This window comes from Flexivirga oryzae, from assembly GCF_014190805.1.
Lineage (GTDB): Bacteria > Actinomycetota > Actinomycetes > Actinomycetales > Dermatophilaceae > Flexivirga > Flexivirga oryzae.
This window is the reverse complement of the sequence record NZ_JACHVQ010000001.1, coordinates 1,924,401-1,948,796: the sequence shown is the minus strand read 5'-3', so window position 1 is coordinate 1,948,796 and position 24,396 is coordinate 1,924,401. Positions and strand designations below refer to the sequence as shown.

Genomic DNA, 24,396 nt, shown 5'->3' with positions numbered 1-24,396 from the left:
CGTCTCCTGCCGCGCTACGACTCGACCGGCGGCGTGCCGTGCGAGTGGAAGCTGGCGATGGTCTTCAGGCCCCATGCCTGGCCCTTGGCCCGCTCGGCCTCGGTCCAGTTGATCGGCTGCCAGTCGGGGTCGAGGACGAGCCGCGCGCCGGCGTTGCACAGCTCGATCCGGTTGCCGCCGGGCTCGTACACGTAGAGGAAGAAGGTCTGCTGGATCGCGTGCTTGTGCGGGCCGGTCTCGATGAACACGCCTTGTTCGAGCGCGATGTCGGCGGCACGCAGGATGTCCGCACGACTGTCGACGGCGAACGCGATGTGGTGCAGGCGGCCGCTCGTGCCGGTGTTGTCGCGGGTGTAGACCGCGTCATACCCCTTGTTGGTGAAGGTCGTCCAGCTTCCCGCGACATCGCCGGTGTCGAGGACGATCTGCTCGGTCACCAGGGCACCGAGCTGGTCGCGGAAGAAGTCGCGGTTGGCCTCGACGTCGACGCCGAGGTAGTTGATGTGGTCCAGGCGGCGCACGCAGACCCCGCGGCCGGGGTACGCCGCTGCCTGGTTCTTCAGAGCGGGCGCCTGGTCCGCGGACGGCGTGAATCTCTCGGTCTCCCAGTAGATCCCGAGCTCGTGGCCGTCGGGGTCGTGGAAGAGGTAGGTGGGCCCGTACCCGGTGGGTCCGTCCGCCCAGCCGATGCCCTGGCCGGCTGCCTCGAGCGCCGTGACTCGCCGCTGCAGTGCCTCCGGGCTGCTGGCCCGCAGGTAGGTGCGCCGGATCCCGGAGGTCTGGTGTCCCGACAGGGTGATGGTGTGGTGTTCGTAGTCGTCGAACGCGTGCAGGTGGACGCTGCCGTCCGGCTCCTCACCGTTGGGGGTCAGGCCGAGGTAGTCGACGAAGAACGCCACGCTCTCGTCGAGGACGGGTGTGTTCAGGTGCAGATGGGACAGGTGCGCGACTTCATGGCGCAGCGGCATGGGTGGTCTCCTCGGGTACGGGTAGGGATTGGGTGGAGGTCGGGAAGACGGTGCCGTCGAAGAGCTTGCGCGCGGTGCGGATCACGGCGGACCGCTGCACGGTGAAGATGCCCTCCTGCATGCCCGCCGTGACGTCGAGAAGCATGTGCCCACTGGGGTGTTCGACGTCGATCGTGCTGCTGTCGACCGGCCAGGACCGCGCCACGTCGTGCGTGGTGCTGTCCGGGTGGCGGCAGGCGGTCACCGCACTGATCGCGGCCAGGACGCCGATCGCCTGATGCGGCGTGACGGGGATGAAGGACTGGATGCGCAGGTGACCGCCGTCGACGGCGGGGGAGACAGCCATCGTCTTGGGGACCGACGAGGCGGCAACGTCGCCGAGACCCATCAGCTCTCCTGCGGCGCAGCGGATCCGGTCCACCCGCTCCAGCAGGGCGGTGTCCGCCTGCAACTGCTCGTGGGTCTCCGTGCCGGTCCGCCCCAGCGCGGCGGCGGTCAGCACCACGACCGGCATCCCGTTGTCGATGCACGTGACCGCGACGCCGTCGATCTCGTCGACGACCCGGCCGGTCGGGAAGAGCGCGCCGGTGACCGAGCCCTCGGTGCCGCGGAACGCGATGCTGATCGGCGCGGCCGATCCCGGCACGCCGGAGATCCGGGCGTCGCCGGCATACTGCGGTCGTCCATTCGGGGTGGGGAAGGTCGCGACCGCGATGCTGTCGGAGTTGACCATCCGGATACGCACCGTGGTCCGGTCGCCTGCTGTGGCGAGCAGGCCGCGTTCCACCGCGAACGGTCCGACGCCGGCCAGGATGTTGCCGCAGTTCTGCCGGTCGGAGACGGTCGGCCGGTCGACACCGACCTGCAGGAAGAGGTAGTCGACGTCGGCGTCCGGATCGGTCGAGGCGCTGACGACGGCGACCTTGCTGGTGACCGAGGTGGCTCCGCCGATGCCATCGATCTGTTGCGGATCGGGCGTGCCCATGATGCGTAGCAGCAACCGGTCGCGCTCGGTGGGGTCGGCGGGCAGGTCCTCGGCCAGGAAGAAGGCACCCTTGGAGGTGCCGCCCCGCATCCACATGCAGCGCACGCCGTCGACCTCGGCCGAGGGCATCACAGGTCCTGGTAGCGGACGTACTCGATGCCGAATTCGCCGAGCCGGTCGCGCAGTCCGTAGCGGTCCAGTCCGAGCTGCCCGTCCTGGAAGGCGGCTCGGGAAGCGGCCTCCTTGTCCTCGCGGGCCTGCGACGCGGCCAGGGCGTTGTCCACCCGGTCGTGTGGCACGCAGACCACGCCGTCGTCGTCGGCGACCACGACGTCACCGGGGCGGATGAGCTGGCCGCCCAGCACGACCGGCAGGTTCACGCTGCCGGCAGTCTCCTTGACGGTGCCCTGTGCACTGACCGCGGCCGACCAGACCGGGAAGCCCATGGCCTGCAGTTCGGCGACATCGCGCACGCCGCAGCCGAGCACGACGCCGCGGACGCCGCGGTGCCGCAGGGCGGTCGCGAAAAGCTCGCCGAACAGTCCGTCGGTGCTGGGGGAGTTGGTGGCGACGACGAGGACGTCGCCCTTACGGCACTGCTCCACGGCCACATGGATCATCAGGTTGTCTCCGGGCCAGCACAGCGCGGTGACCACGTTCCCGCCGATCCGCGCACCCGGCCAGGCCGGACGCAGCGTCGGTCCGAGGTAACCGGAGCGGCCGATCGCCTCGTGCACGGTGGCGGTCCCGAACGCTCCGAGTCGGGCCGCGGCCTCCGGGTCGCTACGGGGCTGGTCGGTGACGACGATTGTGCGGCTCATGAGTCGAGCGTAGAAACATGGTCACAAAATTGTCAATAATATAAGACGACAATTCTTGGAGGCGAGATCGCCATCCGGAACTGGCTCGACCACGTTGCCGATCGGCGATCCCTGACCCGACGCCAATTGCACGTAACATGACATCATTCGATGTTCTGATACGTGCCTGGAGGCGGCCATGAGAACAACACTCGCCTTGGACGACGAGCTCCTCAAGGAGGCGCAGCGCTTGACGGGGACGACTGAGAAGACGGCTCTGGTTCGTCAGGCTCTACGTGCCCTGATCGAGCGGGAGAGTGCTCGGCGGCTCGCCCAGCTCGCCGCGAGCGAGCCCGGCGCGAAGCCCGTCCCGCGGCGGCGGTCATCCACCGCGTGATCCTCGTCGACACGTCGATCTGGATCGACCATCTCCGCAGTGGCGATGCCCAGCTCGTCGCCCTCCTTGAGGATGGGAACGTGCTGGGTCACCCCTGGGTGACGGGGGAGCTCGCCTTGGGCAACCTCTCACACTCGGGCCGCAACGAGGTCGTGCGGCTGCTCAACAACCTTCCGCAAGCCACGGTTGCCACCGACGTCGAGGTGCTGACTCTCATCGACCATGAGCGCCTGTTCGGCCGCGGTGTCGGATACGTCGACGCGCACCTGCTGGCCTCGACGAGGCTGTCCAATGATGCTCGCTTGTGGACGCGCGACAAGCGGCTCCACGCAACAGCGGTGCAACTCGAACTCGACTATCACAACGCGCCCGGCCGCTGAATGCCTCCGCGACTCCCGTACGGCGATCGGCTACCGGATCAGGCGCACCCGCACTGGCAGGTCCAGCTCTGCCCACGCACGGTGGGCGGTCAGCACCTCGGGAGGCGAACTGCGTGCAGTCAGTGCCAGGCAGCAGCGATCGCCCAGGGACAGGAGTTTTCCTCCGTCGAGCGACCGCATCGCACCCGCCAGTTCCGCGTCTGCTTCCGTGACCGGTTCGATGACCACACCCGCGGCGGCGAGCAGTCCCCGTACACCACCGACGTCGACCCCGGCATCGACCAGCTTGCCGATCACCTCGGCAAAGTTCGCCGCTCCCAACGACGCCGACGGTAGCGCCTGCGCCACGAGCTGAGCACCGGGTTCGTCATGGATGAGCGCCAACACCGCCGACGCGTCCAGAACCGTCATTCGCCGGCAGCAGCTGCGAGGCGGCGTTCCTGGAGAAGCTCATCGACAAGTGACCGTGTCCTCGGCACCCGAGTGGCCAGCCCTCGAAGCTCTGCGACAGCGTCTTGGGGGCGCTCGAGGACCAGGCTGTGGCCGACGATCCGCAGATGCAACTGCTCCCCAGGCGACAGCCCCAAAGCGGTGCGAACCTCGGCGGGGATCACCAAGCGCCCTTGCTGTCCTAGCGTCACCGTGGCATTCATGGGTAAATCGTGGCACAGTTGATCAGTCCATGCCACAGGGATCTGATGAGCGACCGTGTTGGCCAAGTTGTTCTACGGCACCGCGTCGACCACGGACCGCTGGCATTGATAGCAGAAGGTGGGTCTCATGGCAGCGATCAGCGTGCGCGGCCTCAGCGACGAGGTGGCCGCCCGATTGAAGGTTCAAGCCGCTCGCCACGGACGTTCGATGGAGGCCGAGGTGCGAGCGATCCTGACACAGAGCCTCGCCGACAGCGAGGATGACCAGCCCAACCTGGGCCAGGTGATCCGGGAGCGCTTCGCCAAGCTCGGTGGAGTCGAGTTGGACATCCCCGCCCGGCGGGACACGCCGCGTGCGGCGGACCTGCCGGAGTAGTCGTGATCGTCATCGACACCAGCATCGTCTCGGAGATGATGTGGCCGGACCCGAACGACAACGTTGCGGCGTGGATTCAAAAGGCTGGGCGACTGCACACTACGGCGGTCACCCTCGCCGAGATCGACTACGGCATAGCGCGGCTGCCCGAGGGCGCACGCAGGGATCGCTTGGCGGCAACCGCCGCGCTGGTGTTTGCCGACTTCGACGACGTGATTCTGCCTTTCGATGCGCGGGCAGCACGCCGGTACGGTCGGGTTGTGTCCGGCCGCGAAAGGGAGGGCCGACCGATCGCCACTGCCGATGCGCAGATCGCCGCGATCTGCGCATCACGGCAGGCGACACTGGCGACCCGCAACACCGCGGACTTCGAAACGACCGGCGTCGCCCTGCTCAACCCCTGGATCAGCTGAGCGCCACCCGCCACCAACACGACCCCACGGTCAACGCGCCGCAATCGGATCGTTCTTCGGCACAGCTGATGTCACGATGGGTTCGGTTGAGAGATCCACCCGAGCTGATATCATCATCACGATATCGAAGGTGGTTATGGTGGAGCAGATCTTGATTCGCAACCTTCCCGTGGGAACCAAGGCCGCGTTGCGCGCACGCGCCGAGCAGCGCCACCGGTCGGTCGAGGCAGAGGCTCGCGACATACTGACCGAAGCGCTCGAGCGTGACCCCGTGACGATCATCGATCTCCTGAGCATGGACGAGGGTGCCGATATCGAGTTCGAACCCGAGCGACTGGGCACGGCCGCCCGCACCGCGGAGCTGTGAGATATCTGCTGGACGCCAACGTGGTGTCCGCTCTGCGCGTCAGAGGGCGCAACCGTTCCGTCGAGGCTTGGGCTGCGTCCGTGCCACTGGCCGACCAGTACGTCTCGGCGACCACCGTCGCCGAGATCGAGCGGGGAGTCATCGCCAAGGAGCGATCCGACACCCACCAGGGCATCGTCGTACGCCGCTGGTTCGACGACCATGTGCTACCCGCGTTCGCCGACCGTGTCTTGCCGTTCGACCTGGCAGCCGCGCGGATCCTCGCGGCGTACCGAGTTCCCGAACATGCGCCACTCAATGACGCCCTCATCGCTGCCGTCGCGCAATCCGCAGAGATGACTGTCGCGACGCGGAACATCAAGCACTTCGAGCCGCTCGACGTGCCGTGCCTCGATCCATGGGACACAGAACCGACGACCACCCACTGACCACGCCTGATCAGCTCCGAACACCGAACCACACAACCGATCAACCGTGTGGCCAGTCCGTATGACGACGGCGCGCGGGAGCCTGCCGAACCACGATCCTCTGTCGTGCAGCACACATGTCTCGCAGTTCAGCATGACGACGGTAGGTCGTCGTTGGTCAGTCTTTCGTTGAGTTCCCAGAGTGCCGTTTCGTTGCTCTGGTAGGCCAGCAGCCGGCGAGCCTCGGCGTAGGGGCGCCATGCCAGTCGTAGGTGCTCTGCCGAGATAGCCAGGCGCAGCTCGGTCGCGTCGATGGCGAACACGTGCTGCGGCACCACGTACAGATCGGCGGGCCAGTATTGCCGATCGCGGAACAGATGGACCGGAACGGTATCCATCGTCTGCAACGGCAGCAGTGGCGCATCAATCGGCGTTCCTGCCTCTTCATGAGCTTCACGTCGAGCAGCTTGAGCGGGCGACTCGTCATCCTCCGCGCCACCGGCGACGGGTTGCCATTTGCTGTTGTCGGACCGCTGGAACAGCGCGAATTCGTGCGAGCCCGCGCTGAGACGGCGAAATGGAATCACGACGACCTGGATCGGAGCGCGGACCACATACACGAGCTTAGCCATCCGCCTCCGGCGAGATCGTGGCACTTTCAACAGCGTCCGGACCCGCCGCCGACCGATGCCTGCTCGGCACACGTTCCACAAGCGGATCGGCTATGGCGGCGGGCGCGTCGACCCGGGACTCAGACCTGACTTCCAGGCTCGACCGAGCGGTATGCCGTGCAGCCGAACTCGGCCAACCACCGCCCGACACTCGCGATCGCGCGCCGGTTGACCTGCCCGTCGTGTATGCCGAACGCACGCTCGGGATCGATCGCGCGCGCGAAGTCGACAGCATCCGCCGTCTTCAGCCACGACGCTTGGAGCGGCACCAACAGGGTCTCGATCGTTTCCTCGGGCACGACCAGCGCGTCGCCGGGGTGGTAGAGGGCACCCTCAGAGGTGTCGATGACGTAGCCGAGGTTGGGGCAGGGGTCCTGCTCGGGTAGGACCCGCGCGTGCCGACCGCCGACGCCACGCACCGTGAACCCCGCGACACTGACCTCGGCACCCGGTTCGACGGGATGGAAGGGCATGCCGCGCAGGTCCGCGCCGGACGGCGCCCACACCGGAAGTTCGGATCCGACGATGCGTAGCAGGTCGGCGTGATCGCTGTGTTCGTGGGTCAGCAGCACAGCATCCGCACGAAGCAGCGCCTCAGGCTCGCTCCAGATGCCCGGATCGACCACCAGGACCCCCGAGCCGTCGTCGACGGTTACACATGAATGCGTCCACCGAATACGCGCCATGTTTGCAGGCTACGGCAGGACCGAGTCCTGTCGCGGTTGGCGATCGGCCTGAGCGAGAAACTGCGTTGCGACCCCGTGTCTCGCACTGATGAGCTACCGGACGTGGATGACGACTTCGACGACGGCTGGGACATGACGGCCAGGCTGGTCGACGGATGCTGGGTGGAGCGGAGCCCCCGGAACGCAGCAGTCGAGCCACAGGCGCGTCGCGAGACGCAGTTCCTCCCGTGGCTGGCACCGCAGCTCCCGCTGCCGGTCCCGATCCCGGTCGTCGTCGCCGAAGAACCGTTGGTACACCTGCGTGGTCCACGCCGACCTGGGACTCGACCACATCCGCGTGATCGGCGAGAAGGTCAGCGGGATCATCGACTGGGGCGACAGCTGCATCGGCGATCCCGCGATCGACCTGTCCGCAACCACCCTCACCGCCGGTCCAATGTTCGCCCGCGGCGTGCTGGAAACCTATCGTCCTGCTCCCGAACTGCTTGCTCGTGCGCGTGACTGGCACATGCTCAGCCCGTGGCACGAGGTGTTGTTCGGCCTCGACACCCAGCAGGACCAACTCATCGACAGCGGCCTGGCCGAAGCAACGACCCGGCTGAAGAAATCGCAACCGCACCCGTACTCCGAGTCGACGTAGGAGCTTCACTGTTTCGCGGACCACACGGCAGACACCAGGTGCCACCACTGACGTTCGTCCCGGTAGACGTTCCGTGCCCAGAACACCTCCGGCGATTGTGTGTCGCCGCGGGGTGGGGACGCCTATCAAGTGTCCGCGTCCCGCAAGGATGTGTCGTGCGGGACACCGACGCTGGGCGAGATCGTGGCTATGAGGCGGTATTACCGATCTGGGTCTGCGCCTCAACGCGCTGCCGATCGAGTGCGCGATAGACGTTAGAGGTTCAGGATGACGGTCCCAACGACGTCGTGGTCGACGACGTCGACTCGAAGACTGTGCGCGTCTACCGGCGGAACGGGATCGAAGTTGTAGGTGCATTCGAACTCCGTGCCAGATCCGCCGGCCCGGCCGGCGCGCAGTGCGTAATCTGTGCCGACATCGTCGCGCAAGCGAATGCAACCGAAGAACTCGTCCGCCGGCCAGGCAGGTGGCCGAGACATCGGCCTGTCGGTCGTGCTCTCCCAGCGTCGATACGTCGCCTGGAACGCCTCCAGGACCTCTTGGTATCTGGACCCGTCCTGAGCGTCGATCACCACGGTCACGTCGCTGCTGATCTCAACCGATGTGAGACGGATTCCGATGCCGCCGACCTCAGCGATGGTGTCGTTGGGAACCTCGAGGCGCCGACGCGGCACTGTTGGGACCGTAACTTGGTAGGTGTGGTCGGGGTCGTCGTAGTCGAGGCGAGCGACGCCCTCGCGCAGAACACGCATCGACGTCCACGGATCACGCCGCCGCCGACCTGCATCTAACAGGTCCCCGAGCACTGATTCCGTGTCAGTCACAGACAAATCGTAGCTATCCCGCACCTCTCAGTCATGAAGCGCCAGAACCGGGAATCGCAGCGATGAGTGGCGGTGTCTCCGTCGCGCTTAAGGTCGTGCCGGTGATCCGTAAGGCGATCGGCTATCGGGACGAGCTTGATCGCCCAACAGTGCATACCCCGCTCCAATGTCCCGTGACGAAGCCGCGAAATGGATTGCCTGGAATGAGCGAAACTACGCCGAGCACGGCTTCGGGCTGTGGATCGTCGAGCTCGCCGTCGACGGCACGTTCGTCGGGGACTGCGGTCTGACGGTCCAAGACGTCGAGGCGAGAGCCTGGTTGAGGTCGGCTACCACGTGGGCACGGCCTGGCAGGGACGTGGGCTCGCCACCGAAGCGGCCGCCGCAGTGCGAGATGCGGCCAGGAGCCGGCATACCTCACCTGGTCGCAATCATCCGACCAGGCAATCGTTCATCTCAGCGAGTTGCCGAAAAGATCGGCCTCCGGCTGGACCGCCAGATCGTCAAGAGCGGCGGCGATGCCCTCGTGTTCAGCGTGGATCTCCAGACAGCCCCGTAGGCCGATGGGCGTGCGGACGGTGGCTCAACCACGTCAGAAGGCCTCGGAATCAATCCGGCTGCATCCGGCCGATCGGGTATGGCACGGTACGCGAGTGATGTCGTCGATCCGGCCGTGGGCCGAGGAGGTTCTTCAATCGGCCGTTGTCGAGGAAGTACCTCTCACCGGCGGCATGTCGACCGCGTTGAGTGTTGTGACGACGGCATCTCGGCGGCGGGCAGTACTACGGCAGTACCCGAGCCTCACCTGGTCGCCTCGGCGAGCTCGTCGCGCGGCCATTGGTGAAGCCTTGGTCCTCGCTGCGCTCGCCGGCACCGAGGTTCCTGTACCGACCCTTCTCGGTGCGACTGCTGATCGCGAGGACCTCGCCCCAGCCGTATTGACGAGTCTGTGTCCCGGCCACCGGCATAGCGGGAGCGCCCTTGAGGTCGCCGCCGAGCTTGGCCGCGTGTTAGCCAGAATTCATTCTGTTGCCCCGATCGGAGGACTCGCTGACGAGACAACGGCCACCGTGCGCAGTCTCCGGGCCGGGCGACCACCACGACACGGTGCACCATCAGCGCTGCTGAAGCTGGTGATGCAATCAGTTCCAATCGAGCTGGAGACACGGCGTCGGGTACTGGTGCACAACGACTTCAGCGTCAGTAACGTGCTCGTCGATGGTGACCGGATCACCGGGGTCGTTGATTGGACCGAAGCTGGTTGCGGCAACCCCGGAATCGACCTGGGATATGCCTACGTCAGCACAGCGCTGTCCTTCGGTCCGCCGGCCGCTGAGGAGCTGCTGCGGGGATATCGATCATCCACAGGCTGGCCGGTTGATGACCTGTCCTGGTGGCAACTTGTGGCTGCAAGCCGACTGGAGCCGGACATCGACACGTGGACCAGCAGTGCCAACTTCCTCGGACCGACCAACCTGACCACGGCACAGGTGCGCGATAGGTTCAACGCCCTCATCGACATCGCCGCGACGCGCATCCGGGGCAATATCAAGTAGAGAATCCCTACTGAGACATCGCTCGGAGCCGCGCTGCGCCCACGTGCGAGGTTCTTGAACGCGATTGCCAGCGACGACATTGACTCCACGGCGGCTGTGCGCGGGAACGACTGCGCTCAAGCAATCATGGCCGAGCAGTCCGGCCGACGTGCCATCAGCGGAAGAAGGTGAACAGCCGACGGTCCGGATCAAGCGGGACGGCCGGGCCGTCGTAGCGCATCACACCGACGGCCGGGCGGGTACGTCGGTCGGACGCGACGTAGGCCCGCTCGGTGAAGCCGGCCTCGGCGAACTCGCGGCGGACGCGGTCGTTGATGTCGTCCAGGTCGCGGCCGCGTGACCAGATCAGGCTCGCCCCGGGACCACACATCTGAGGGGTGGCCGCAATGGTCGTCGAGACGTCGTCGTGGGACATGTTGCCCAGCAGGCCGACCAGCAGCACGATGTCGGCCGGAACAGCACCCACGTAGGAGCCGGTGTCTGCCGCGTCGCAAGTGCGCACCTCGATCTGGTCGAGGCCGGCGTGGCGGGCACGCTGCCGGGCGAGGTCGGCAACCTCGGGATGCGCCTCAAGCAGAACCACGGTGACACGATCGGCATCCGGGCGGGTACGCAGCACGTCGATGATGTCCCGCCCGTCACCAGCGCAGACACTCACGATGTCTACCGGTCCCGGGCGTGCGTCCAACTCGTCACGCAACGACTGCTGGACCGTGCGGAGCCGCCACGACAGCGGAGAGTCGGGATCGTCGTAGCGACGGAGCCACTGCACGTAGTCGCGAAGGGCCGTCATGGTCGATCAATCTCCCAAAACGCCTGACCTTCCACAAACAGTTTTCAGGCGACTCCGACTGTGCGAAGGGTCGACACGAAGTCTGCTGCGGCTGGCGTGTCCACGCGACGCGCGCCGTCCCAGTCGTCGACGTGCAGCCAGGAGACCTCGCTGGGTGTTCCCGGCCACCTGGGAACGAGATGGACATGGAGATGGTCCACGCCGTGACCGATGCGGAGCACATAGACGTGCTCTGCTCCTACGGCCTCCAGCACCCTGGACCAGCGCGCGATCGCGACCCCGACCGCTTCGGCCTCATCCTCGGTCAAGCCGCTGAATCCTGGGACATGCCGTCGTGGAACGACGAAGAGGTAGCCGGCGTAGACATCGGTGGCGGGTGCGACGATCGGACAGTGGAAAACGGCCACCTGGTCGCTGGCTTCCAGCTGGCCGCCTGGCACCGGAATGTCACCGCTGACTTCGTCACACACGAGGCACGACTCGCTCATGCCAGGCAGCTTTGCACAGAGCTGAAGCGGTGTCGTCTGCAAAGAGTCCCGATAACCGTTCCACAAACGAACGAACCCGCGTCACGGCGCGGGGTCGGGCCCGTCTGCGCAGGTCGCTCAGGCCAGCGCCAAGCCGATTGAGCGAGCGGACTCCTTGAGCCCCTCGTCGAACGTTGCAACTCGGGCAGACATCTGTTCGGCGGTCAGCAGGACACAGCAATGGGGCATCCTCGACCGGGTGTTCGCCCGCAAGCGAGCCAGCCGGGTCGCAGCGTCGTCAGGAAGTGCCGTGGTCGTGATGCCAAGCGCACGCAGATCGGCCAGCATCTGCTGGTCGCGGTTCTCACGAGCCGCGCGCGCGAGAACCTCGGCTTGGTTGATCGGGCCGATCGTCATGGGCTCGGACGGGTTGATTGCGAACATCTCTTCGGCGGCTGCGTGATGAGCGTCGTTCGCATCGAACAGGGCGATGAGCACTCCTGCGTCCAATGCGATCACGAAGGCCACTCCGCCCGCAGGTCTTCGAGGTACCCAGGTTCGTACAGGCCGGTGTAGGAGCCGCTGATGCGATGTAGGGCGGCGAGGCGGTCGTTCCCACGATCGGCGGCTTCAGGCTCGATGCTCTTGAAGCCTTCGTCGATCAGGTGCCGCAAGAGTCGAGCTGGCTTGTCACGATCCTGCGGCCACCTCCGGGCGGCGGCGTGCAGCGCCGCGGAGACCTCGGGCGTCTCGGTCACCGCGTGGCGGGGCTTCGTGGTCGGCATACCAGCAAGTGTGACACCGCACCTCGGTGTGACACTTACTAGGCGGAGACGTTGGAGGACGCCTCGCGGTCGATCTCCACGAGGGCGTCGATCACGCTGTGCACATGGGCCCGGGCGGCGCGGTCCGCGGCCTCCGGGTCACGCTTCTCGATGGCGCGGATGATCGCCAGGTGCTCCTTGATGGACACCTGCGGGCGGCCTGGTCGCATCGACAGCCGGAACTGGTGGCGCACGATCTGTGCGCGCAACCGCCCGATCAGCCCGGTGGCGACCTGTTGCTCGCCGAGTTCGGAAACGGTCTCGTGCAATTGGGAGTTCAGTCGCGAGTAGCTGCCGACATCGCCGCCGCGCACCGCCTCGGTCATCCGCTCGCCCAGCTCCACCAACTGGGCGATCTGGGCGTCGGTGGCCCGGGTCGCGGCGCGGGAGGCGAGCAGCCCCTCCAGGACGGCGCGGCATTCCAGGATGGCGATCGCCTCCTCGAGGGACACCCGGCGGACGCGCGCGCCGCGGTTGGGTATCCGCTCGACCAGGCCTTCGGCGGCCAGGTCGTCGATCGCGGAGCGCACGCTGCCGCGGGTCGCCCCGAACGTCTCCATCAGCTCGGACTCCACCAGACGTTGGCCGGGGGCCATGTCGCCGGCGAGTATGGCGTCCCGCAGTCCCTGGACCACGAGCTGCTTGGCCTCCTGGCCGGAACGAAGCTTCCTGGTGGCAGCGGCCATGGGTGGGTCCCCTCTCCGAGCCGGCGTCCGACTCTCGTGCGATCGTCGGCACAGTCTAGACGAACAGAATTATCGGCTAGTATTATCAACAATCGTGTTTCCAGTTTGCGAGGAGTTGTCGTGGGGCATGCGCAGCGGGTCGCCGTGATCGGTCTGGGCGAGGTCGGCCGGGTGATGGTCGAGGACCTGCGCGGCACCGGCGACGTCGACTGCGCTGCGTGGGACGTGGCGTTCGCCGACGAGATGAGCACCGCGTCCCGAAACGCGCGCGACCTCGGCCTGCCGCCGGCGTCCTCGGCCCCGGCGGCCGTGGCCGGTGCGGACCTGGTGATCTGTGCCGTCACGGCGGCCCGCTCGGTCGAGGCGGCTCGGGCGGCGTCCGTCGGCATCGCGCCCGGGGCCTGGTTCGTCGACGTCAACTCGTCCTCGCCGGGGCACAAGCAGCAGTCTGCGGAGTCGATCGATCGGGCGGGCGGCCGGTATGTCGAGGCCGGACTGATGTCACCGATCGAGCCGCACCGGATCGCGTCGTCGTTCCTGCTGGGCGGCCCGCACGCGGCGGAGTTTGCGGCCGACGCGGACCGCTGGGGTTTCTCCCGGGTGCGCGTGGTGTCCGACCGAGTCGGTCGGGCGGCGGCCACCAAGCTGTGCCGCTCGGTGGTCGTCAAGGGGTTGGAGGCGTTGTTCACCGAGTCGTTGCTGGCGGCCCGGCAGTACGGCGTCGAACGTGACGTCCTGGCCTCGTTGTCCAACATCCTCCCGGACGCCGACTGGGAGCAGATCGCCGCCTACTTCGTCGCCCGCTCGGTCCAGCACGGGGTCCGGCGGGCCGAGGAGATGGAGGAGGCCGCGACGACGGTCCGGGACGTGGGCGTCGAGCCGTGGATGGCGGGCGCCACGGTGCACCGGCAGCGATGGGCCGCCGCGCACGGGAACCTGCTGCCGGGCGAACCGGACCTGGTCGCCCTGATCGACGCGTTCCAGCTCGCACCCGCCGACCGGGAGATCGCCTGATGATCATCGACTGCCACGGCCACTACACCACCGTCCCCGCCGCGCACACTCAGTGGCGTCTGGACCAACTCAGCGCCCTGCAGGCCGGCGCGAGCGCACCGCCATACCCGGTCATCAGTGACGACCAGATCCGTGCCTCCGTCGAGGACAACCAGCTGCGGCTGGCACAGGAACGGGGTGCGGATCTGACCATCTTCTCCCCGCGCGCGTCCGCGATGGCGCACCACCAGGGCGACCTCCCGGCGAACATCGCCTGGGCCAGGGCATGCAACGACCTGATCGCTCGGGTCGCCGGGTTGTTCCCGGGCAGTTTCGCGGCAGCGTGTCAGCTGCCGCAGAGCCCCGGCCAACCGCTCGACGCGGCCATCGCCGAGTTGGACCGGTGCGTCGCGCAGGGTTTCATCGGCTGCAACCTCAACCCCGATCCCAGCGGCGGGAGGTTCACCGCGCCACCGCTCACCGATCGCTACTGGTATCCGTTGTTCGAGCGGCTGTGTGAGCTGGACGTGCCCGCGATGGTGCACGTCTCGGCCAGCTGCAACCCGGCCTTCCACGCCACCGGTGGCTACTACCTGGCCGCCGACACGACGGTCTTCATGCAACTGCTGCAGGGCGACCTGTTCGCCGACTTCCCGTCGCTGCGGCTGATCATCCCGCACGGCGGCGGCGCCGTACCGTTCCACTGGGGTCGCTACCGCGGGCTGGCCGACATGCTCGGCAAGCCGGCACTGGAGGAGCACCTGATGCGCAACGTCTTCTTCGACACGTGCGTCTATCACCAGCCCGGGATCGACCTGATGTTCACCGTGCTCGACCCGGCCAACATCCTGTTCGGCTCGGAGATGATCGGTGCGGTACGCGGGATCGACCCGAGCACAGGTCACTACTTCGACGACACCAAGCGGTACGTCGACGCGGCACCCGTCACCGACGCCGTCCGGCAGCAGGTGTTCTCCGAGAACGCGACGCGCGTCTACCCGCGGCTGATACGGATGGATACGGTTTAGCGCAAACGTATCCATCCGTATCGGTGCTGCGGGAACCGCGAGCCCACGTCGTCGCGTCTCGGCGCGGCTGAAAGGCTGCGCCGGAACGACGGATCGTGCACGGAGTGCCCGTCCGCATGGAAAACTGCGACACGTGAGCGACGAGCTGGACGACGTCCGCATCGAGCGGGCCACCGCGCAGGACGCCCTGGTGCTGGCCGGTATGACGCTGCGCTGGGACCTGGAGGGCGGCGCGCCGAACCGCAAAGGCTTCCTCGACGAGTTCGCCTCGGCGTGGATCGAGCAAGGTGAGGCCCGGCCGGCCTGGATCGCCCGCCGCTCCACCGGCGACCCGGTCGGCTTCGTGCTCGGCATCCTGGCGACCAGCCTGCCGAGCCTGCGCCGGCCCACCGGCGGGTGGATGCACATCAGCGGCTTCTACGTGGTGCCCGAACTGCGCGGTCACGGCCTCGGTGAGCGGCTGATGCGCGAGGTCGTCGACTGGGCCAAAGGGCGCGGGCTCTACCGCCTGCAACTCAACGCGACCGACCAGGCGCGGTCGTTCTACCGGCGGGCCGGCTTCGGCAGCCCGCAGGACACGCTGATGCAGCTGGTGCTGACCGACCGGCTGCCGACGTCCTAGGCAGGCTCGATCAGGAAGACCGGGATGAGCCGGTCGGTCTTGGTCTGGTACTCGGCGTACGGCGGGTACGCGGCCACGGCGCGCTCCCACCACTCCTCGCGCTCGGCGCCGCTGATCTGGCGCGCGACACCGTCGTGGGTGGACGTACCGTCCTGAACCTCAACTTGAGGGTTGGTCTTGATGTTGTGGTACCACGCGGGATGTTCGGGCGCACCGCCCTTGGATGCGACCGCGGCGTAGACGCCGTCGTGCTCGACCCGCATCAGCGGCACCCGACGCAGTTTGCCGGACTTGGCGCCCCGCATGGTGAAGACGACCACCGCCATACCCTTGATGCCCACCGACTCGGTTGTGCCGGTCTCGTCGATGGTGGCGAGTTGGTCCTTCACCCAGCCGGTCTTCTCCTCGGCGTATTCACCCTGCAGCGGCATCGTTTCTCCTTGCTGTGTCGATCCTTCGGTCAGCACAACCAGGGGTGGGCTGCGCTTGTTCCGCGCCGGTTCGGCATACGATCGCCGGTATGCCGCAGCAGATGGACCCCGGGGCCGCGCGAAGGACCCCGGAGGGTGGGGTCGAGCCGGAGAGCGACTTCGCCCGGGTGCCCGACGGTTTCGAGCGGCTGTGGACGCCGCACCGGATGGCCTACATCGAGGCCGACAAGCCCGAGCACGACGACAACGGCGCGTGCCCGTTCTGCGCGGCGCAGGGCAAGACCGACGAGGAAGCGCTCATCGTGCACCGCGGGAGCACCTGTTTCGTCATACTCAACCTCTTTCCGTACAACCCCGGGCACCTGCTGATCTGCCCCAACCGGCACATCCCGGCCTACCTGGACCTGACCGAGGAGGAGACGGCCGAGTTCACCGCACTCACCAAGCAGACGATCCGGGCGCTCAAGGCGGCGTCCGCGCCACACGGCTTCAACCTCGGCATGAACCAGGGGGAGGTCGCCGGGGCCGGCGTCGCCGCACACCTGCACCAGCACGTCGTGCCGCGCTGGGCGGGCGACTCCAACTTCCTGCCCATCGTCGGCCAGACCAAGGCGCTCCCGGTGCTGCTGGAGGACACCAGAGCGCGGCTCGCCGAAGCCTGGCCGCAGGACTGAACACGACTCACCGGTAACCTTGGCAGCACCATGCTCAACCGTTACGCCCGGGCGGCGATCACCAAATTCTTCGCGCCACTGGCCAAACTTCTGTTGCGGCTGGGCATCTCGCCCGACATCGTCACGATCGTCGGCACGCTCGGCGTCTGCGTCGGCGCGCTCGCGTTCTACCCGCGCGGTGAGTTCTTCTGGGGCACCGTCGTCATCACGGTGTTCATCTTCTCCGACACGCTCGACGGCAACATGGCGCGCATGTCGGGCCGCTCCAGCGTGTGGGGCGCCTACCTCGACTCCACCCTCGACCGGGTCGCCGACGCGGCGATCTTCGGCGCGCTGGTGCTCTGGTACGCCGGCGACGGCGACAACCTCGTCATGGCCGGGCTGGCACTGGCCTGCCTGATCCTCGGGATGGTCGTGTCCTATTCGAAGGCACGCGCCGAGGGCCTGGGTATGACGGCCAACGTCGGCATCGCCGAGCGGTCCGAGCGGCTGGTCGCCGTGCTGGTCTTCACCGGCCTGGTCGGCATCCCGTGGCTGCACCTGCCGACGGCGGTGCTCGGGGTGGTGCTCGGTCTGCTCGCGGTCGCCAGTTTCGTGACCGTGCTGCAGCGGATGCTCACCGTGCGTGCCCAGGCGCTGGGCGGGGCCGGGGAACTGCCGAAGTGACCCTGCGGGAGCGCGCGGAAGGCTTCGCCTACCGAGCCGCCTGGCGCCTGGTGTGTCGTATGCCGGAACGCCTCGCGTACGGCGCCTTCGACCAGGTGGCGCACCTGATGTACCGGCGTGGCGGCCGGTCGGTCGAACAGCTGCGCACCAACTACGCGACGGTCCGCCCCGAACTGTCCGTAGCGGAGCTGGATCAGCTGGTGCTGGAAGGCCTTTCGTCATACCTGCGCTATTGGTGTGACGCGTTCCGGCTGCCGCGAGAAACACCCGACACGCTCGTCGAACGCATCCGGTTGACCGGGCACAGCGCCGAGGCGCAAGCGGTTCTGGACCGGGGCGAGCCGCTGATCCTCTTCCTGGGACACCTGGGCAACTGGGACCACTGCGGCGCGTGGGCGACGCACCATTTCGCGCCGGTGACGACGGTCGCGGAGCGACTCAAACCGGAGTCGGTCTTCGACGCGTTCGTCGAGTTCCGCGAGTCGCTCGGGATGCGCATCCTGCCGCTGACGGGCGGCGACAACGTCTATCCGCAGCTGCGGCAGGCGATTTCGGCCGGTGGTTTCGTGCCGTTGCTCGCCGACCGCGACCTGTCCCGCACCGGTGTCGAGGTCGACCTGTGCGGGCACCGCAGCCGGGCGGCGATCGGACCGGCGCTGCTGTCGATGCAGACCGGCGCCGCGCTCTTCCCGCTGGCCGTCACGTACGAGCCGATCCCGGGGCGCGCTGCGCACCGGGTGGTTGCCCGTTTCGGGCCGCGGGTGACGGCGTCGGGTGTCGGATCGGTGCGGGCGCAGGTCGGTGAGATGACGCAGCAGTGCATGGATTCGCTGGGGGAGACCATCAGGGAGCGGACGCAGGATTGGCACATGATGCAACGCGTCTTTCTCACCGGATCCGATTCTTCGCGGGTTGCTCAATGAGGATCGGCATGGTCAGCCCGTACGCGTTCGACGTGCCCGGGGGAGTCCAGTTCCACGTGCGGGACCTGGCCGAGCACCTGCTGTCGCGGGGGCACGACGTGCGGGTGCTCGCGCCCTCGGACGAGAACGACGACCTGCCGCCGTACGTCGACTCCGCCGGGCGTGCGGTTCCGGTGCCCTACAACGGATCGGTGGCGCGACTGCTCTTCGGTCCGGTCACCGCGGCCCGGGTCAACCGGTGGATCGACCGCGGCGGGTTCGACGTGCTGCACGTGCACGAACCGTTCTCCCCGAGCCTGTCGATGCTGGCGATGATGGCCGCGGACGGGGCCGTCGTCGGCACCTTCCACTCCAGCACCATGCGGTCGCGCGCGCTGCTCACGATCATGCCGCTGCTGGAACCGCAACTGGAGAAGCTCAGCGGACGAATTGCGGTGTCCCGCGAGGCTTTACGCACCATTCACCGGCACGAGGGCGCCGCCGATGCGGTGATCATCCCCAACGGCGTGTATGTCGATCGCTTCGCCTCCGCGCCGCTGACACCGCACTGGCAGGGGAGCCCGGAGCGGCCGACGCTGGCCTTCCTCGGGCGGCTGGAGGAGCCGCGCAAGGGACTCGCCGTGCTGCTCGACGCCATGCCGCACCTGTTGGACGCCGTCCCTGGGTTGCGGCTGTTCGTCGCGGGCCCCGGGGACCCGCGCGAAGCCCTGCGCGGCATGAGCGACCGGGTGCGGGCCGCGACCGAGTTCCTCGGCCTGGTCAGCGAGCAGGACAAGTCGTCACTCCTGCGATCGGTCGATGCGTATGTCGCGCCGAACACCGGCGCGGAGAGTTTCGGCATCATCCTGGTGGAAGCGATGAGTGCCGGGGTCCCGGTGGTGGCCAGCGATCTGCCGTCGTTCGCGGACGTGCTGGACCAGGGCCGGGCCGGGGCGCTCTTCCGGACCGCCGACCCGGCGTCGCTGGCGCAGACGGTGCTCGGTCTGCTGGCCGAACCGGGACGCCGGTCCGCGCTGGCGGCCGCGGGCGCCATACGGGCCAGGGACTATGACTGGTCCCGGGTCTCATCGGATGTCATGGACGTCTACGAAACGTGTCGGGCTGCGAATCCTGGTGCGGTGCAGACGATTTCAGCCAGTCGCGGCAGGCGCGTGATGCGGGGTCGTAGCTGATGGGGCTGCTCGCCTGGACCTCGGTCGTCATCGCCGTGATCGCGTTGCTGGCCTGGTATCTCTCCTACACCGCCGCCCGTCTCGACCGCTTGCACACCAAGGTCGAGGGCTCGGTCTCGTCGTTGGACGCCCAACTGGTGCGTCGGGCCGAGGTGGTGCGCGAGGTCGCTGGGTCCGGCGCGCTCGACCCGGCGAGCGCCGCGCTGCTGGCCGACGCGGCGAGCGCCTCGCTGGAGGCCGCGGACGTGGCGACGCTGGGCGGCGGGGTGCGGGCCGACGGCATCGGGGCGGACCGCGCGCAGACCGAGTCGACCCTCACCCAGGTGCTGTGCACGACACTGAGCACGGATGTGGTCGCCGAGTTGCGGGACGAGAACGACGGCTGGCCGGAGATCGTCGAGCACCTGCGCTCGGCCGGTCAAAGGGTGCAGATCGCCCGCCGCTTCCACAACGAGGCGGTCCGGGACGTGCGCCGGCTGCGGCAGCGACCGCAGGTACGGTTCCTCGGCCTGGCCGGTCACACCCCGCTGCCGATCACGGTGGAGTTCGACGACCGCCTCCCCGACGGCCTCTGACCAACCCCTGCCGACAGGCTCACCAACCGCCGACAGGCTCACCAATAGCGCTCGAAATCCCCGAAAATCAGGGGTATTACTGGGCCTCTCGGTGCGTTCTGGGCCTGTCGCGTGGGCGTGCGGGCGTTCGGTGGCCGGGGTATGCCGTGGCCGGATCGTGTCATGTCGGCCCTCTTGGCATGAAGCTGCCTTTCGCGCGCCGTATCCTGGGAGTGTCCCCAGACCTCAGCAAGGAGTCCCCGAAGTGACGAACGTGACCGAGACCGGCACCGCCCGAGTGAAGCGCGGTATGGCGGAGATGCTGAAAGGCGGCGTCATCATGGACGTCGTCACGCCGGACCAGGCGAAGATCGCCGAGGACGCCGGTGCTGTCGCGGTCATGGCGCTTGAGCGGGTCCCCGCCGACATCCGCGCCCAGGGTGGCGTCTCGCGGATGAGCGACCCGGACATGATCGACGGCATCATCGAGGCCGTCTCGATCCCGGTGATGGCCAAGGCGCGGATCGGTCACTTCGTCGAGGCGCAGGTGCTGCAGAGCCTCGGCGTCGACTACATCGACGAGTCGGAGGTGCTCACCCCGGCCGACTACGCCAACCACATCGACAAGTGGGAGTTCACCGTTCCCTTCGTCTGTGGTGCGACCAACCTGGGTGAGGCGCTGCGCCGCATCACCGAGGGCGCAGCGATGATCCGTTCGAAGGGCGAAGCCGGCACCGGTGACGTCTCGAACGCCACGACCCACATGCGGCAGATCCGCCAGGAGATCCGCCGCCTGCAGAACCTCCCCGAGGACGAGTTGTATGTCGCAGCCAAGGAGCTGCAGGCGCCATACGAGCTCGTGAAGGAGGTTGCGGCCGCCGGCAAACTCCCGGTCGTGCTCTTCACCGCCGGTGGCATCGCCACTCCCGCGGACGCGGCGATGATGATGCAGCTGGGCGCCGAGGGCGTCTTCGTCGGCTCGGGCATCTTCAAGTCGGGCAACCCGGCGCAGCGCGCCGAGGCGATCGTCAAGGCGACGACCTTCTACGACGACCCCGACGTCATCGCGAAGGTCTCGCGTGGCCTGGGCGAGGCCATGGTCGGCATCAACGTCGAGGACATCGCGCAGCCGCACCGACTCGCCGAGCGCGGATGGTGATCCGCTGAGACGACGAACTCTTCGACCGCAGGGCACGCCGAATCGGCGTGCCCTGCTTCGTCATAGGACGGCCTGCAACCTTGGCCGGGCTACTTCCCGGAGTCCGCATAGAGGCGGGTGACGGCGTCGATGAGGTCCGCGAGCCCCGGCGGGCGTTCGTCACGCCACCACGCGAGCCGGACCGGGATGCGCGGGCCGTCCGTGATGCGGCGGTAGCTCACCCCGGGCCGAGGATGGTGATGGGCGGTCGCTTCTGCGGTGGTGCCGACGCCGCGACCCGCGGCGATGACGTCGAGCCAGGCGTCGACGTCGGTGGTCTCGGTGAACCGCGGCATCTTGGCTGCGTGCTGCCACAGCTCCTCGCTCGTGGTCCCGGACCGCAGGTCGATCACGACCGTGCGGTCGGCGATCTCGGCCATGGTCAGTCGTCGCCGGCCGGCCCACTGCGGGTCGTCCGCGGCGAACGCGACGAGCCGGTCCTCCAACCCGACGATGACGGAGCCGAACCGGCGTCCGTCGATCTCGCGGCGCACGATCGCCACATCGCAGGCACCGTCCGCCAACCCCGCCGTCGGAGAGTTGTGCCGGACCAGTTCGAGTTCGACCTCCTCGTGTTGCCGGGCCCACTGGCGCTGCAACGGTGCGGTATGGCGCCCCAGCGCCGCCCAGGCGTACCCGAGCCGGAGGTGGGCGTGTCGGGTGTGCAGGAATCGCTCGAAACGCTCCGCCTCGCCCAGCACCCGGCGCACGTGCGGCAGGGCCTGCAGGCCGGCGTTGGTCGGTTCGCAGCCGCGCGGGATCCGGCGCAGCAGCTGGAAACCGACACCGCGCTCGAGTGAGGCGATCGTCCGGGAGACGGCGGCCTGCGAGATGTGCAACTCGATGGCGGCGTCGGTGAACGATCCTGTCTCGACCGCCGCGACGAACACCTGCAGCTCACGCAGTGTCCAATTCATAACCAAAGCGTATGGCAGTGACGAAACATGCACGAGGGGAATTCACGATCAGTCCCTAGCGTGGAACGCATGCAGACGACCGCGAACCCGCAGCGCCCGACACCCGTGAGCGTGACGGTCCACGTCGCCGAACCGCGGCAGAGCGTCGCAGGCATCGGTCTGATGCTCGGCTCCTCCGCGTCCAACCAGACCGGGGCGGCGCTCGGCGCGCTCGCGTTCCCCGCCATCGGCCCGGTCGGTGTCGTCGCCGTGCGGCAACTGGTCACCGCGCTGGTCCTGATGCCGACCGTCCGGCCGCGTCTCCGCGGCCTGACCCGGCAGCAGTGGTTGCCCGTCGTTGCCCTGGCGGTGGTGTTCAGCGTGATGAATCTATCGCTGTACGAGGCGATTCAGCGGCTCGGACTCGGACTCGCGGTGACGCTGGAGTTCCTCGGCCCGCTCACCGTCGCGGTGCTCTCGTCCCGGCGTGCGATCGACTTCTGCTGTGCTGGTCTGGCCGCAGTCGGCGTGGTCGTGCTCACCGACCCCGGCCCGACCACCGACATACTCGGTGTCGCACTCGCGCTCACCGCGGCCGTCGCCTGGGGTTGCTACATCCTGCTCAACCGGTCGGCCGGCCGGTTGCTGCCGGGCTTGCAGGGCACCGCAGTAGCCAATGCGGTCAGTGCGATGCTGTGGCTGCCCGTCGCGACGTGGTGGTTCGCGACCCATCAACCCACCGCGGTCGGGCTGCTGCTCGCCGCTGCGTGCGGTCTGCTGTCCTCCGCCGTGCCGTATGCCGCCGACCTGCAGGCGTTGCGCTGGGTGCGGGCGTCGATGTTCGGCACCTTCACGAGTGTGAACCCGGTGTGGGCGGCTCTCGCCGGATGGCTCTTCCTGCACCAGGGCCTTGCCGTCCACGAGTGGACCGGCATCGCGTTGATCGTCGTCAGCAACGTCTTCGTGTCCGCGGGGGCCGTGACGGCCAGGCGTTCTACGCTCGGGCGTCCCGCAGCACGGCTTCGATGAACGGCGCCTTGGCCGCTCGGTATGCCGGGCGGTCGTGCGCATCCGCCGCTGCCAGCCGGGTTTTCAGTGCGGCGTACGCGCGGGCGCGGTCGTCGTGCGACCGGAGGTAGTCGCGGAACAACAGCCAGTCGGGCCACTTGGTGCTGCGGCGTTCGACGACGTGCAGGTGGTGTGTCCGACTCGCGATGTCCGGGTAGCAGGCACCGACCTTGCGCCGCTCGGCATCGCCCGGTTCGGGAGCCAGGACCCAGCCGCCCGGTTCGGACAGCGTTACGGCGCCGGAGAATTCGTCGTAGTCGTCGACGAGCGCCGGCATGTCGGGCGTGCTCCCGACACCGCGGCTACCCGATGAGCGGGGCCAACGTCTCGCCGAGCAACTGGACCCGTCCCTCGATGTGCCCGTTCGCCGGTGCATTCACCGTCACACCGTCAATGCCCAACGCCAACAGGGCGGTGTAGCCCGCAGCCACCTCGTCCGGAGCGCCCACGATGACCGAGTTCGCGCGCGCTCGGGCTCGCGGATTGCGTTCGAGGTAGGCGTCCAGCTCGGCACGCGCCTGTTCGTGCGTCGGCGCGATGCATGCTGTCGTCTGATAGCTGACCGTGATCTCGGAGCGGTCCCGGCCCAGTCGCTCGCAGTGACCGGCCAGCGCCTCGAGCTTGCTCGCCACCTCGTCCTTCCCGCAGATGATGTTGGACTCGTCGGCATACTGCGCGACCATCCGCAGCGTCTTGCGTACGCCCCCGCCGCCGATCATCACCGGGACCCGTCGCAGCGGTGCGGGGGAGTTGATGGCCTCCGTGACCCGGTACCGCTCGCCGTCCAGGGTCGGCCGCTCGCCGCGGAGCATCGGCAGGATGATCTGCAACGCCTCTTCAAGGCGTTCGAATCGATCCGTAAATGTGCCGAACTCATAGCCAAGAGAGTCATGTTCAAACTCGTACCAGCCGGCGCCGATGCCCAGTTGCGCCCGTCCGCCGGAGACGACGTCCAGTGCGGTGACCTCCTTGGCGAGCAGGGCCGGATTGCGGTAGGTGTTGCCGGTGACCAGCGCGGACAAACGCACAGTGGACGTGTGCTGGGCGAGAGCGGACAGCAGCACGTAACACTCGATCATCGGCTCGTCCGGTGCACCGAGGTTGGGCAGTTGGTAGAAGTGGTCCATCACGAGCACGGTGTCGAAGCCGCTGTCGTCGGCTTCCCGGGCCTGCTGCACAACGGCCGGAAACAGTTTCTCGGCAGGAACGCTCGGGTAGGTGAAGTTGGGGATCTGATAACCCAGTTTCGTCATACCTAGACGCTACGCCGTGCGCGCG

General features: G+C 67.7%; 36 protein-coding genes and 1 pseudogene. 20 read left to right on the top strand and 17 right to left on the bottom strand.

Translation table 11 applies throughout. The features are described 5' to 3' along the window. Nucleotides 1-14: 14 nt before the first annotated feature. From FHU39_RS09130 to FHU39_RS09120, 3 genes are read right to left on the bottom strand one after another with little or no spacing between them, the layout of a single operon-like run. Entirely contained in the window at nucleotides 15-968 is a 954-nt protein-coding gene (locus tag FHU39_RS09130; RefSeq protein ID WP_183320056.1) for a VOC family protein, read from the bottom strand. Further along, entirely contained in the window at nucleotides 952-2,082 is a 1,131-nt protein-coding gene (locus tag FHU39_RS09125; protein ID WP_221185194.1) for a 4-oxalomesaconate tautomerase, read from the bottom strand. The genes FHU39_RS09130 and FHU39_RS09125 overlap by 17 nt, the downstream gene beginning before the upstream one ends. Then, nucleotides 2,082-2,774, bottom strand: coding sequence for a 4-carboxy-4-hydroxy-2-oxoadipate aldolase/oxaloacetate decarboxylase (locus FHU39_RS09120; protein WP_183320055.1), 693 nt, complete (start codon nucleotides 2,772-2,774; stop codon nucleotides 2,082-2,084). Before FHU39_RS09120 ends, FHU39_RS09125 begins: the two co-directional genes overlap by 1 nt. Before the next feature lie 178 nt (nucleotides 2,775-2,952). On the opposite strand from FHU39_RS09120, the gene FHU39_RS09115 reads away from it, so the two are divergent. Then, nucleotides 2,953-3,150, top strand: coding sequence for a type II toxin-antitoxin system VapB family antitoxin (locus tag FHU39_RS09115; RefSeq protein ID WP_183320054.1), 198 nt, complete (start codon nucleotides 2,953-2,955; stop codon nucleotides 3,148-3,150). Then, nucleotides 3,147-3,530: a PIN domain-containing protein gene (locus FHU39_RS09110; protein ID WP_183320053.1), complete on the top strand. Its 384-nt coding sequence runs from the start codon at nucleotides 3,147-3,149 to the stop codon at nucleotides 3,528-3,530. Before FHU39_RS09115 ends, FHU39_RS09110 begins: the two co-directional genes overlap by 4 nt. 30 nt (nucleotides 3,531-3,560) lie before the next feature. Here the strand turns inward: FHU39_RS09110 and FHU39_RS09105 are convergent, their stop codons facing one another. Next, nucleotides 3,561-3,941 (bottom strand): type II toxin-antitoxin system VapC family toxin, encoded by a 381-nt coding sequence (locus tag FHU39_RS09105; RefSeq protein ID WP_183320052.1) that lies wholly within the window; start codon nucleotides 3,939-3,941, stop codon nucleotides 3,561-3,563. Beyond that, nucleotides 3,938-4,183 carry an AbrB/MazE/SpoVT family DNA-binding domain-containing protein gene (locus tag FHU39_RS25210; RefSeq protein ID WP_183320051.1) on the bottom strand — a complete coding sequence of 82 codons (246 nt, stop codon included), beginning with the start codon at nucleotides 4,181-4,183 and terminating at the stop codon, nucleotides 3,938-3,940. The genes FHU39_RS09105 and FHU39_RS25210 overlap by 4 nt, the downstream gene beginning before the upstream one ends. A 127-nt stretch (nucleotides 4,184-4,310) precedes the next feature. Between FHU39_RS25210 and FHU39_RS09095 the strand changes: the two genes are divergently transcribed. The 4 genes from FHU39_RS09095 (at nucleotide 4,311) to FHU39_RS09080 (ending at nucleotide 5,767) form a co-directional block, all read left to right on the top strand. Further along, entirely contained in the window at nucleotides 4,311-4,559 is a 249-nt protein-coding gene (locus FHU39_RS09095) for a FitA-like ribbon-helix-helix domain-containing protein (RefSeq protein ID WP_183320050.1), read from the top strand. Between the two features lie 2 nt (nucleotides 4,560-4,561). Next, complete coding sequence (locus FHU39_RS09090) at nucleotides 4,562-4,972, top strand: PIN domain-containing protein (RefSeq protein ID WP_183320049.1); 411 nt, start codon at nucleotides 4,562-4,564, stop codon at nucleotides 4,970-4,972. A 136-nt stretch (nucleotides 4,973-5,108) separates the two neighbouring features. After that, entirely contained in the window at nucleotides 5,109-5,339 is a 231-nt protein-coding gene (locus tag FHU39_RS09085; protein ID WP_221185193.1) for a FitA-like ribbon-helix-helix domain-containing protein, read from the top strand. Beyond that, a complete protein-coding gene (locus FHU39_RS09080) occupies nucleotides 5,336-5,767 on the top strand; it encodes a PIN domain-containing protein (protein ID WP_183320048.1) in 432 nt (143 codons plus the stop codon). Before FHU39_RS09085 ends, FHU39_RS09080 begins: the two co-directional genes overlap by 4 nt. A gap of 128 nt (nucleotides 5,768-5,895) precedes the next feature. Here the strand turns inward: FHU39_RS09080 and FHU39_RS09075 are convergent, their stop codons facing one another. Next, nucleotides 5,896-6,378 (bottom strand): NUDIX hydrolase, encoded by a 483-nt coding sequence (locus FHU39_RS09075; protein WP_183320047.1) that lies wholly within the window; start codon nucleotides 6,376-6,378, stop codon nucleotides 5,896-5,898. A gap of 119 nt (nucleotides 6,379-6,497) precedes the next feature. Then, the gene (locus tag FHU39_RS09070; RefSeq protein ID WP_183320046.1) at nucleotides 6,498-7,103 is read right to left on the bottom strand and encodes an MBL fold metallo-hydrolase; all 606 of its coding nucleotides are present in this window, start codon (nucleotides 7,101-7,103) and stop codon (nucleotides 6,498-6,500) included. Here FHU39_RS09070 and FHU39_RS25205 point away from each other — a divergent pair. Together FHU39_RS25205 and FHU39_RS09065 are read left to right on the top strand one after the other, a co-directional pair. Beyond that, nucleotides 7,080-7,484 (top strand): annotated as a pseudogene (locus FHU39_RS25205) (hypothetical protein); the annotation flags it as partial. The gene FHU39_RS09070 and the pseudogene FHU39_RS25205 overlap by 24 nt on opposite strands. Continuing rightward, the gene (locus tag FHU39_RS09065) at nucleotides 7,405-7,743 is read left to right on the top strand and encodes a phosphotransferase (RefSeq protein ID WP_183320045.1); all 339 of its coding nucleotides are present in this window, start codon (nucleotides 7,405-7,407) and stop codon (nucleotides 7,741-7,743) included. The pseudogene FHU39_RS25205 and the gene FHU39_RS09065, both read left to right, overlap by 80 nt. Before the next feature lie 254 nt (nucleotides 7,744-7,997). Here FHU39_RS09065 and FHU39_RS09060 read toward each other — a convergent pair whose 3' ends face one another. Further along, entirely contained in the window at nucleotides 7,998-8,495 is a 498-nt protein-coding gene (locus tag FHU39_RS09060) for a hypothetical protein (protein WP_183320044.1), read from the bottom strand. A 238-nt stretch (nucleotides 8,496-8,733) separates the two neighbouring features. Between FHU39_RS09060 and FHU39_RS09055 the strand changes: the two genes are divergently transcribed. Continuing rightward, complete coding sequence (locus tag FHU39_RS09055) at nucleotides 8,734-9,126, top strand: GNAT family N-acetyltransferase (RefSeq protein ID WP_183320043.1); 393 nt, start codon at nucleotides 8,734-8,736, stop codon at nucleotides 9,124-9,126. Between the two features lie 97 nt (nucleotides 9,127-9,223). Further along, nucleotides 9,224-10,123 carry a phosphotransferase family protein gene (locus tag FHU39_RS09050; RefSeq protein WP_246336472.1) on the top strand — a complete coding sequence of 300 codons (900 nt, stop codon included), beginning with the start codon at nucleotides 9,224-9,226 and terminating at the stop codon, nucleotides 10,121-10,123. Nucleotides 10,124-10,277: 154 nt separating this feature from the next. Here the strand turns inward: FHU39_RS09050 and FHU39_RS09045 are convergent, their stop codons facing one another. From FHU39_RS09045 to FHU39_RS09025, 5 genes are all read right to left on the bottom strand, one after another. Further along, on the bottom strand, nucleotides 10,278-10,916 hold the full coding sequence (locus tag FHU39_RS09045; protein WP_183320041.1) for a class I SAM-dependent methyltransferase: 639 nt from the start codon (nucleotides 10,914-10,916) through the stop codon (nucleotides 10,278-10,280). Nucleotides 10,917-10,960: 44 nt separating this feature from the next. Beyond that, nucleotides 10,961-11,404, bottom strand: coding sequence for an HIT family protein (locus FHU39_RS09040; RefSeq protein ID WP_183320040.1), 444 nt, complete (start codon nucleotides 11,402-11,404; stop codon nucleotides 10,961-10,963). Nucleotides 11,405-11,521: 117 nt separating this feature from the next. Further along, nucleotides 11,522-11,902, bottom strand: coding sequence for a PIN domain-containing protein (locus tag FHU39_RS09035; RefSeq protein ID WP_183320039.1), 381 nt, complete (start codon nucleotides 11,900-11,902; stop codon nucleotides 11,522-11,524). Continuing rightward, complete coding sequence (locus FHU39_RS09030) at nucleotides 11,899-12,168, bottom strand: hypothetical protein (RefSeq protein ID WP_183320038.1); 270 nt, start codon at nucleotides 12,166-12,168, stop codon at nucleotides 11,899-11,901. Before FHU39_RS09030 ends, FHU39_RS09035 begins: the two co-directional genes overlap by 4 nt. A gap of 38 nt (nucleotides 12,169-12,206) precedes the next feature. Continuing rightward, nucleotides 12,207-12,893: a GntR family transcriptional regulator gene (locus FHU39_RS09025; RefSeq protein ID WP_183320037.1), complete on the bottom strand. Its 687-nt coding sequence runs from the start codon at nucleotides 12,891-12,893 to the stop codon at nucleotides 12,207-12,209. A gap of 120 nt (nucleotides 12,894-13,013) precedes the next feature. Here FHU39_RS09025 and FHU39_RS09020 point away from each other — a divergent pair, with 120 nt between their 5' ends. From FHU39_RS09020 to FHU39_RS09010, 3 genes are all read left to right on the top strand, one after another. Next, nucleotides 13,014-13,907 (top strand): DUF1932 domain-containing protein, encoded by an 894-nt coding sequence (locus tag FHU39_RS09020; RefSeq protein ID WP_183320036.1) that lies wholly within the window; start codon nucleotides 13,014-13,016, stop codon nucleotides 13,905-13,907. Beyond that, complete coding sequence (locus tag FHU39_RS09015) at nucleotides 13,907-14,914, top strand: amidohydrolase family protein (RefSeq protein WP_183320035.1); 1,008 nt, start codon at nucleotides 13,907-13,909, stop codon at nucleotides 14,912-14,914. Before FHU39_RS09020 ends, FHU39_RS09015 begins: the two co-directional genes overlap by 1 nt. 133 nt (nucleotides 14,915-15,047) lie before the next feature. Further along, a complete protein-coding gene (locus tag FHU39_RS09010; RefSeq protein ID WP_183320034.1) occupies nucleotides 15,048-15,536 on the top strand; it encodes a GNAT family N-acetyltransferase in 489 nt (162 codons plus the stop codon). Here the strand turns inward: FHU39_RS09010 and FHU39_RS09005 are convergent. Beyond that, complete coding sequence (locus FHU39_RS09005) at nucleotides 15,533-15,967, bottom strand: nitroreductase family deazaflavin-dependent oxidoreductase (protein ID WP_183320033.1); 435 nt, start codon at nucleotides 15,965-15,967, stop codon at nucleotides 15,533-15,535. The two genes, FHU39_RS09010 and FHU39_RS09005, sit on opposite strands and share 4 nt — an antisense overlap. Before the next feature lie 89 nt (nucleotides 15,968-16,056). Here FHU39_RS09005 and FHU39_RS09000 point away from each other — a divergent pair, with 89 nt between their 5' ends. The 6 genes from FHU39_RS09000 to pdxS all read left to right on the top strand — a co-directional run bounded on the left by FHU39_RS09000 (nucleotide 16,057) and on the right by pdxS (nucleotide 21,115). Then, nucleotides 16,057-16,641 (top strand): HIT family protein, encoded by a 585-nt coding sequence (locus tag FHU39_RS09000; RefSeq protein ID WP_425484771.1) that lies wholly within the window; start codon nucleotides 16,057-16,059, stop codon nucleotides 16,639-16,641. Between the two features lie 30 nt (nucleotides 16,642-16,671). Further along, complete coding sequence (gene pgsA, locus FHU39_RS08995; RefSeq protein WP_183320032.1) at nucleotides 16,672-17,307, top strand: phosphatidylinositol phosphate synthase; 636 nt, start codon at nucleotides 16,672-16,674, stop codon at nucleotides 17,305-17,307. Beyond that, nucleotides 17,304-18,230, top strand: a complete 927-nt coding sequence (locus FHU39_RS08990) for a phosphatidylinositol mannoside acyltransferase (RefSeq protein WP_183320031.1) — start codon at nucleotides 17,304-17,306, stop codon at nucleotides 18,228-18,230. Before pgsA ends, FHU39_RS08990 begins: the two co-directional genes overlap by 4 nt. A gap of 8 nt (nucleotides 18,231-18,238) precedes the next feature. Beyond that, complete coding sequence (locus FHU39_RS08985) at nucleotides 18,239-19,402, top strand: glycosyltransferase family 4 protein (protein WP_343065791.1); 1,164 nt, start codon at nucleotides 18,239-18,241, stop codon at nucleotides 19,400-19,402. Continuing rightward, complete coding sequence (locus tag FHU39_RS08980; RefSeq protein WP_183320029.1) at nucleotides 19,402-19,977, top strand: hypothetical protein; 576 nt, start codon at nucleotides 19,402-19,404, stop codon at nucleotides 19,975-19,977. Before FHU39_RS08985 ends, FHU39_RS08980 begins: the two co-directional genes overlap by 1 nt. Nucleotides 19,978-20,221: 244 nt before the next feature. Then, nucleotides 20,222-21,115, top strand: coding sequence for a pyridoxal 5'-phosphate synthase lyase subunit PdxS (pdxS, locus tag FHU39_RS08975; protein WP_183320028.1), 894 nt, complete (start codon nucleotides 20,222-20,224; stop codon nucleotides 21,113-21,115). A gap of 89 nt (nucleotides 21,116-21,204) precedes the next feature. On the opposite strand, the gene FHU39_RS08970 is transcribed toward pdxS, so the two are convergent. Beyond that, entirely contained in the window at nucleotides 21,205-22,071 is an 867-nt protein-coding gene (locus FHU39_RS08970; RefSeq protein ID WP_183320027.1) for a LysR family transcriptional regulator, read from the bottom strand. A gap of 69 nt (nucleotides 22,072-22,140) precedes the next feature. Between FHU39_RS08970 and FHU39_RS08965 the strand changes: the two genes are divergently transcribed. Next, nucleotides 22,141-23,079, top strand: a complete 939-nt coding sequence (locus FHU39_RS08965; protein WP_246336193.1) for an EamA family transporter — start codon at nucleotides 22,141-22,143, stop codon at nucleotides 23,077-23,079. Here FHU39_RS08965 and FHU39_RS08960 read toward each other — a convergent pair. Both FHU39_RS08960 and FHU39_RS08955 read right to left on the bottom strand, forming a co-directional pair. Beyond that, nucleotides 23,045-23,395 (bottom strand): GrpB family protein, encoded by a 351-nt coding sequence (locus FHU39_RS08960; protein ID WP_221185192.1) that lies wholly within the window; start codon nucleotides 23,393-23,395, stop codon nucleotides 23,045-23,047. The two genes, FHU39_RS08965 and FHU39_RS08960, sit on opposite strands and share 35 nt — an antisense overlap. Nucleotides 23,396-23,420: 25 nt before the next feature. Continuing rightward, on the bottom strand, nucleotides 23,421-24,371 hold the full coding sequence (locus FHU39_RS08955; RefSeq protein ID WP_183320025.1) for an LLM class F420-dependent oxidoreductase: 951 nt from the start codon (nucleotides 24,369-24,371) through the stop codon (nucleotides 23,421-23,423). Between the last annotated feature and the right edge of the window lie 25 nt (nucleotides 24,372-24,396).

Excerpts from the sequence above, each read along its gene's own strand:
- FHU39_RS09130 (WP_183320056.1), bottom strand. The coding sequence starts at position 968 with ATGCCGCTGCGCCATGAAGTCGCGCACCTGTCCCATCTGCACCTGAAC.
- FHU39_RS09125 (WP_221185194.1), bottom strand. The coding sequence starts at position 2,082 with ATGCCCTCGGCCGAGGTCGACGGCGTGCGCTGCATGTGGATGCGGGGC.
- FHU39_RS09120 (WP_183320055.1), bottom strand. The coding sequence starts at position 2,774 with ATGAGCCGCACAATCGTCGTCACCGACCAGCCCCGTAGCGACCCGGAG.
- FHU39_RS09115 (WP_183320054.1), top strand. The coding sequence starts at position 2,953 with ATGAGAACAACACTCGCCTTGGACGACGAGCTCCTCAAGGAGGCGCAG.
- FHU39_RS09105 (WP_183320052.1), bottom strand. The coding sequence starts at position 3,941 with ATGACGGTTCTGGACGCGTCGGCGGTGTTGGCGCTCATCCATGACGAA.
- FHU39_RS25210 (WP_183320051.1), bottom strand. The coding sequence starts at position 4,183 with ATGAATGCCACGGTGACGCTAGGACAGCAAGGGCGCTTGGTGATCCCC.
- FHU39_RS09095 (WP_183320050.1), top strand. The coding sequence starts at position 4,311 with ATGGCAGCGATCAGCGTGCGCGGCCTCAGCGACGAGGTGGCCGCCCGA.
- FHU39_RS09085 (WP_221185193.1), top strand. The coding sequence starts at position 5,109 with ATGGTGGAGCAGATCTTGATTCGCAACCTTCCCGTGGGAACCAAGGCC.
- FHU39_RS09075 (WP_183320047.1), bottom strand. The coding sequence starts at position 6,378 with ATGGCTAAGCTCGTGTATGTGGTCCGCGCTCCGATCCAGGTCGTCGTG.
- FHU39_RS09070 (WP_183320046.1), bottom strand. The coding sequence starts at position 7,103 with ATGGCGCGTATTCGGTGGACGCATTCATGTGTAACCGTCGACGACGGC.
- FHU39_RS09060 (WP_183320044.1), bottom strand. The coding sequence starts at position 8,495 with ATGCGTGTTCTGCGCGAGGGCGTCGCTCGCCTCGACTACGACGACCCC.
- FHU39_RS09055 (WP_183320043.1), top strand. The coding sequence starts at position 8,734 with ATGTCCCGTGACGAAGCCGCGAAATGGATTGCCTGGAATGAGCGAAAC.
- FHU39_RS09050 (WP_246336472.1), top strand. The coding sequence starts at position 9,224 with ATGTCGTCGATCCGGCCGTGGGCCGAGGAGGTTCTTCAATCGGCCGTT.
- FHU39_RS09045 (WP_183320041.1), bottom strand. The coding sequence starts at position 10,916 with ATGACGGCCCTTCGCGACTACGTGCAGTGGCTCCGTCGCTACGACGAT.
- FHU39_RS09040 (WP_183320040.1), bottom strand. The coding sequence starts at position 11,404 with ATGAGCGAGTCGTGCCTCGTGTGTGACGAAGTCAGCGGTGACATTCCG.
- FHU39_RS09030 (WP_183320038.1), bottom strand. The coding sequence starts at position 12,168 with ATGCCGACCACGAAGCCCCGCCACGCGGTGACCGAGACGCCCGAGGTC.
- FHU39_RS09025 (WP_183320037.1), bottom strand. The coding sequence starts at position 12,893 with ATGGCCGCTGCCACCAGGAAGCTTCGTTCCGGCCAGGAGGCCAAGCAG.
- FHU39_RS09015 (WP_183320035.1), top strand. The coding sequence starts at position 13,907 with ATGATCATCGACTGCCACGGCCACTACACCACCGTCCCCGCCGCGCAC.
- FHU39_RS09005 (WP_183320033.1), bottom strand. The coding sequence starts at position 15,967 with ATGCCGCTGCAGGGTGAATACGCCGAGGAGAAGACCGGCTGGGTGAAG.
- FHU39_RS09000 (WP_425484771.1), top strand. The coding sequence starts at position 16,057 with ATGCCGCAGCAGATGGACCCCGGGGCCGCGCGAAGGACCCCGGAGGGT.
- pgsA (WP_183320032.1), top strand. The coding sequence starts at position 16,672 with ATGCTCAACCGTTACGCCCGGGCGGCGATCACCAAATTCTTCGCGCCA.
- FHU39_RS08985 (WP_343065791.1), top strand. The coding sequence starts at position 18,239 with ATGGTCAGCCCGTACGCGTTCGACGTGCCCGGGGGAGTCCAGTTCCAC.
- FHU39_RS08980 (WP_183320029.1), top strand. The coding sequence starts at position 19,402 with ATGGGGCTGCTCGCCTGGACCTCGGTCGTCATCGCCGTGATCGCGTTG.
- FHU39_RS08970 (WP_183320027.1), bottom strand. The coding sequence starts at position 22,071 with ATGAATTGGACACTGCGTGAGCTGCAGGTGTTCGTCGCGGCGGTCGAG.
- FHU39_RS08965 (WP_246336193.1), top strand. The coding sequence starts at position 22,141 with ATGCAGACGACCGCGAACCCGCAGCGCCCGACACCCGTGAGCGTGACG.
- FHU39_RS08960 (WP_221185192.1), bottom strand. The coding sequence starts at position 23,395 with ATGCCGGCGCTCGTCGACGACTACGACGAATTCTCCGGCGCCGTAACG.
- FHU39_RS08955 (WP_183320025.1), bottom strand. The coding sequence starts at position 24,371 with ATGACGAAACTGGGTTATCAGATCCCCAACTTCACCTACCCGAGCGTT.